This is a genomic window from Streptomyces sp. S6, from assembly GCF_054880855.1.
In genome coordinates this window covers 1-4,542 of record NZ_JBTYMC010000422.1, presented here as the reverse complement: position 1 = coordinate 4,542, position 4,542 = coordinate 1, and the positions used below count along the sequence as shown (strand labels likewise).

Here is a 4,542-nt window from a genome sequence, read left to right as displayed (position 1 = left end):
CCGACCCGCTGCGGGAGTGGGCGCGCGGACTGCGGGCGGCGTTCCGCGAAGAGTTCTGGACCGACGACCTCGGCGGCGGCAGGCCGATGGCCGCCCGGCTGCCGGACCGACGCCCCGTCACGCACCTCGGCGCGAGCGCCGTGCACCTGCTGGACACCGGGCTGCTCGGCGGCGGCGAACTCGCCCCCGGGCTCCTCGACCGGGTGCAGACCGAGCACCTGGCCCGGCTGCTCGGCGGCCCGGCCCTGGACTCCGGCTGGGGGCTGCGCGGCCTCGGCGCGAAGGAGGCGGGGTACAACCCCTTCGGTCACCGCGGCGGCGCCGTGCGCGTCCACGAGACCGCGCTCGCCGTCGCGGGCCTGGCTGCCGCCGGGTACGAGAAGGAGGCCGGCTCGCTGCTGAAGGGCCTCCTCGGCGCCGCCGAGGCGTTCGGGTACCGGCTGCCCGAGATGTACGCGGGCGAGCAACGCGCGGACGGGAGCGTGCCCGTGCCCCACCCGGCCGCCTGCCGCCCCGCCGCCACGGCAGCCGCCGCCGGGGTTTTCCTGCTGACCACCCTGGCCGGCATCCGCCCCGACGCCCCGGCCCGCACGGTCACCCTGCGCCCCGTGCACAGCGCACCCCTCGGGGAACTCGGCCTCAGCGGGCTGCGCGTCGCCGGCGAACCGTTCTCCGTGCGCGTCAGCAGACTCGGCCTCGCCATGGTCGAGGAGGCCGGCGACGGGCTCCAGCTGGGGGTGTGAGCGACCGGCCGTGAACGGACGGCGACGAGGTCCGGCCGGAGTGGACCAGCCTTCCCCCCGGTCGGTGAAGGGAGTGTTTATCGTCAAGGAGACGCCTAAGATCGCCGCATGCCCTACGACCCGTCAGCCTTCCCGCCCTTCGCCGTCACCGTGGACCTCGTCGTGCTGACCGTGCGACGCCACGCCCTGTGCGCGCTGGCGGTCCGCCGGGGCGAGCCGCCGTTCCAGGGGAGATGGGCGCTGCCCGGCGGCTTCGTACGGGACGACGAGGACCTGTCCCAGGCGGCGGCCCGCGAACTCGCCGAGGAGACCGGGCTGCACGCCCACGACCCTGCGGCCCCCGCCCAGGACAACGGCGCCCACCTCGAACAGCTCGCCACCTACGGCGACCCCGGGCGCGACCCCCGGATGCGCGTCGTCAGCGTCGCCCACCTCGCGCTCGCCCCCGACCTGCCCGCACCCCGCGCGGGAGGCGACGCCAGCAACGCGCGCTGGGCGCCCGTCGGGGAACTCCTCCAGCAGGGCGGCTACGGCAGGGACGGCGACCCCGTCGCACCGCTCGCCTTCGACCACGCCCAGATCCTCTCCGACGGTGTCGAGCGCGCCCGCTCCAAGATCGAGTACTCCTCCCTGGCCACCGCGTTCTGCCCCACCGAGTTCACCGTGGGCGAGCTGCGCCGGGTCTACGAGGCCGTGTGGGGCGTCGCGCTCGACCCGCGCAACTTCCACCGCAAGGTCACCGGCACCCCCGGCTTCCTCGTCCCCACCGGCGGCACCACCACCCGCCAGGGCGGCCGGCCCGCCCAGCTCTTCCGCGCGGGCGGCGCGACACTGCTCAACCCGCCGATGCTGCGGCCGGAGGTGTGAGAACGGCGCGGGAGAGGCGAACGGTCACGAGCCGCGCGACTCCCCGGGCCTGCCCCCGCCGCGCACAGGCGGCCGGAGCAGCTGTCGACCGGCGTACCTCCCGCCCTCGTGTGCTGTCCCGAAAACCCCAAATGGGGCGCTATCTTGCTGCGGGTGATCCAGGCATTCGGACTGACCAGCATCCCCCGCAAGGATCTCCCTCCCGCCGTCGACGACGTCTCTTTCGAGGCGCGCGTCGGGCATGTCACGGTGCTCCTCGGGGCACCGGGGGCGGGCAGAAGCACGACGCTGAGACTCATGCTCGAACTCCAGCGGGGCCGTGGCGTCACGTACTTCAGGGGCCGCCCGCTGCACCGCATCGCCCACCCTGCGCGGGAGGTCGGCGTGCTCCTCGGCGACGTCCCGGGACACCCGGGCCGCACGGTCCGCGGCCACCTGCGGATGCTGTGCGCGGCGGCGGGCGTCCCGGCCGGACGGGCCGACGAGGTCCTCGAAGCCGTCGGCCTCGTGAGCCTGCGCGAGGAACGCCTCGGTGCCCTCTCACGGGGCATGGACCGCCGCCTCGGCCTCGCCTGCGCCCTCCTCGCCGACCCGCACACCCTCGTCCTCGACGACCCTGCGGACGGCCTCTCGGCCCGCGAGCGCCGCTGGCTGTACGACATGCTCACGGCCCACGCCCGCCACGGCGGAACCGTCCTGCTGACCATGGCCGACCCCAAGGAGGCCGCCCGCACCGCCGACCGCGTCGTCACCCTGGACCAGGGCCGCGTCGTCGCCGACCAGGACGCCCCCGACTTCGCCCGTACCCGCCTGCGCCCCCGCGTCGCCGTCCGCACCCCCCACGCCGCCCGCCTCGCCGCCGAACTCTCCCGGGACGCCCGTACGGCCCGGCGCTCCGTCGAGGTCGTCCAGGAGGACGGCAACCACCTCTCCGTGTACGGCAGTACGTGCGCCGGCATCGGGGACGTCGCCTTCCGCAACGGCATCCTCGTACACCAACTCGCCGACGAGGTCGGGGACATGGGGCCCGGGGCGCGCGCGGAGACCGAGGAAGGGGCGGGTGACGGCGCCGACGGCGTCGTGCCGGAAGGGGCGAAGGCCGCGCGCCCGGTGCCCGGGAGGGCGCCTGAAGGGCTCGCTGCGGCTGCGCTTCCGCCCTCCATCGCCGTCCGCACCGCGCCCTCCCCGCTGCGTCCCCTGCGCTACGAACTGCGCCGGGCCGCCGGGATCGGTACGGGATTCGCCGTCGGCGCGGGGACGCTGGCCGTCTCCGTGGTCACCGCGCTGCTGCTGGCCCGGCTCGGACACACCCCGCAGGGGCGGCTGTTCGCGGCGTGGCCCGTGCAGTCGCCGCTGCCTCCGGCGGCCCTCGGGGCGGGGCTGCTGGGGGCGCTCGCCTTCGGGGACGAGTTCCGGCACCCCGCGCTGGCGGCGGATCGCGGCACCGTCCCCCGGCGGCTGGGGCTGCTGGCCGCGAAACTCCTCGTCGCCGCCCTCACCGCGCTGGTGCTGGCCGTCCTCACGGTGGGCTGCGACGCCGAGGCGCTCTACCTCGTCTACGGACGGGAGCTCGCGGAAGTTCCCGCGGACTGGCTCTCCCTCGGCGCGAGTTGGATCGCCCTCGTGGTCGGCTGCGCCTGGGCCGGGGTGCTGGCGGCCGGCGTGTTCCGGTCCACGACGGCCGGGCTCGCCGCCGTGCTCGCCGTACCGGTCGCCGTCGTCCCGCTCCTGCACCGGCTGTCGGCGGGTGCGTCCGTGCGCGTGGCGGCCGGGATGCCCGCGCGGGCGCGCGGCATGTTCCTGCTGCGCTGGCCCTTCGGGGGCGAGCGCTACCTCGACGCCGCCGCGCGCGTGGTGGCCCAACCCGTGGGCGGCGCACTGGCGTTGTCGCTCACCACCCTGCTGTGCGCGTATCTGCTCACCACCCTGCGCCGCAGGGTCCGATGACGCCCGTCTACGCCCGCGGTGCGCACAACTCCCCCCAGAAAGCCCATTTCTTTCCGATAAGGCGTCAATTCCGACGGGGTGAGCGATCACCCTTTCGTGTGCTTTTCACCAAAGCCCTCAAGGGAGTTGGGGACGGCGCCGACAAAAGATCCGTGAGTACCCTTGCGCACACCATGATGACCGCCGCCCGCTCCGCCGACTCCGGTCTGGCCGCCCCGGGCGAACTCGACCGTTACCCCTACGCCGAGACCCCCGCCGGCCGCTCGCCCATCTGGGACGGCGTCGACCCCGACCTCGGCCGCGTGGGCCGCCGCGCCACGGGCAGCCGCGGGCGCGGGCTGCACGGCCAACTCGTCCAGCAGCTCGGACAGATGATCGTCTCCGGCGACCTCGGCGCCGACCGCCCCCTGGTGCCCGAGGAGATCGGCCAGCGTTTCGAGGTCTCCCGCACCGTCGTCCGCGAGTCGCTGCGCGTCCTGGAGGCCAAGGGCCTGGTCAGCGCCCGGCCGAACGTCGGCACGCGCGTGCGCCCCGTGAGCGACTGGAACCTGCTCGACCCCGACATCATCGAATGGCGTGCCTTCGGCCCGCAGCGCGACGACCAGCGCCGTGAGCTGACCGAACTGCGCTGGACCATCGAACCGCTCGCCGCGCGCCTGGCCGCCGGGCACGGCCGGGAGGACGTCCAGCAGAGGCTGTCCGACATGGTCGAGATCATGGGGCACGCCATGGCGCAGGGTGACGCCCTGACGTACTCCCGCGCGGACGCCGAGTTCCACACCCTGCTCATCCAGGTCGCCGGCAACCGCATGCTGGAGCACCTCTCCGGGATCGTCTCCTCCGCCCTCCAGGTCTCCGGTGGCCCGGCCACCGGCTGCGACCGGCCGAACGAGGCGTCCCTCGCGCACCACGCGCGCATGGTCGACGCCCGGGAAGCCCAGGGTGCACAGCCGCTCCCCCGGGCCCAGCGGGTACCGGGGGTCGT

Annotated in this window: 4 protein-coding genes; all 4 read left to right on the top strand. The window is 75.0% G+C overall.

Annotated features, from left to right (window positions below; genetic code table 11):
- Positions 1-743: glucosidase family protein (locus ACVNF4_RS32805; protein ID WP_461806525.1), on the top strand; the 743-nt coding region annotated here is incomplete at its 5' end.
- A gap of 108 nt (positions 744-851) precedes the next feature.
- Positions 852-1,610, top strand: a complete 759-nt coding sequence (locus ACVNF4_RS32800; protein ID WP_461806524.1) for an NUDIX hydrolase — start codon at positions 852-854, stop codon at positions 1,608-1,610.
- A 153-nt stretch (positions 1,611-1,763) separates the two neighbouring features.
- Complete coding sequence (locus ACVNF4_RS32795; RefSeq protein ID WP_461806523.1) at positions 1,764-3,557, top strand: ABC transporter ATP-binding protein; 1,794 nt, start codon at positions 1,764-1,766, stop codon at positions 3,555-3,557.
- 152 nt (positions 3,558-3,709) lie between these two features.
- The coding region (locus ACVNF4_RS32790; protein ID WP_461806522.1) for a FadR/GntR family transcriptional regulator at positions 3,710-4,542 on the top strand (833 nt) is incomplete at its 3' end.

What these genes read in the sequence shown, in the direction of transcription:
- ACVNF4_RS32800 (WP_461806524.1), top strand. Translation starts at nt 852, where the DNA reads ATGCCCTACGACCCGTCAGCCTTCCCGCCCTTCGCCGTCACCGTGGAC.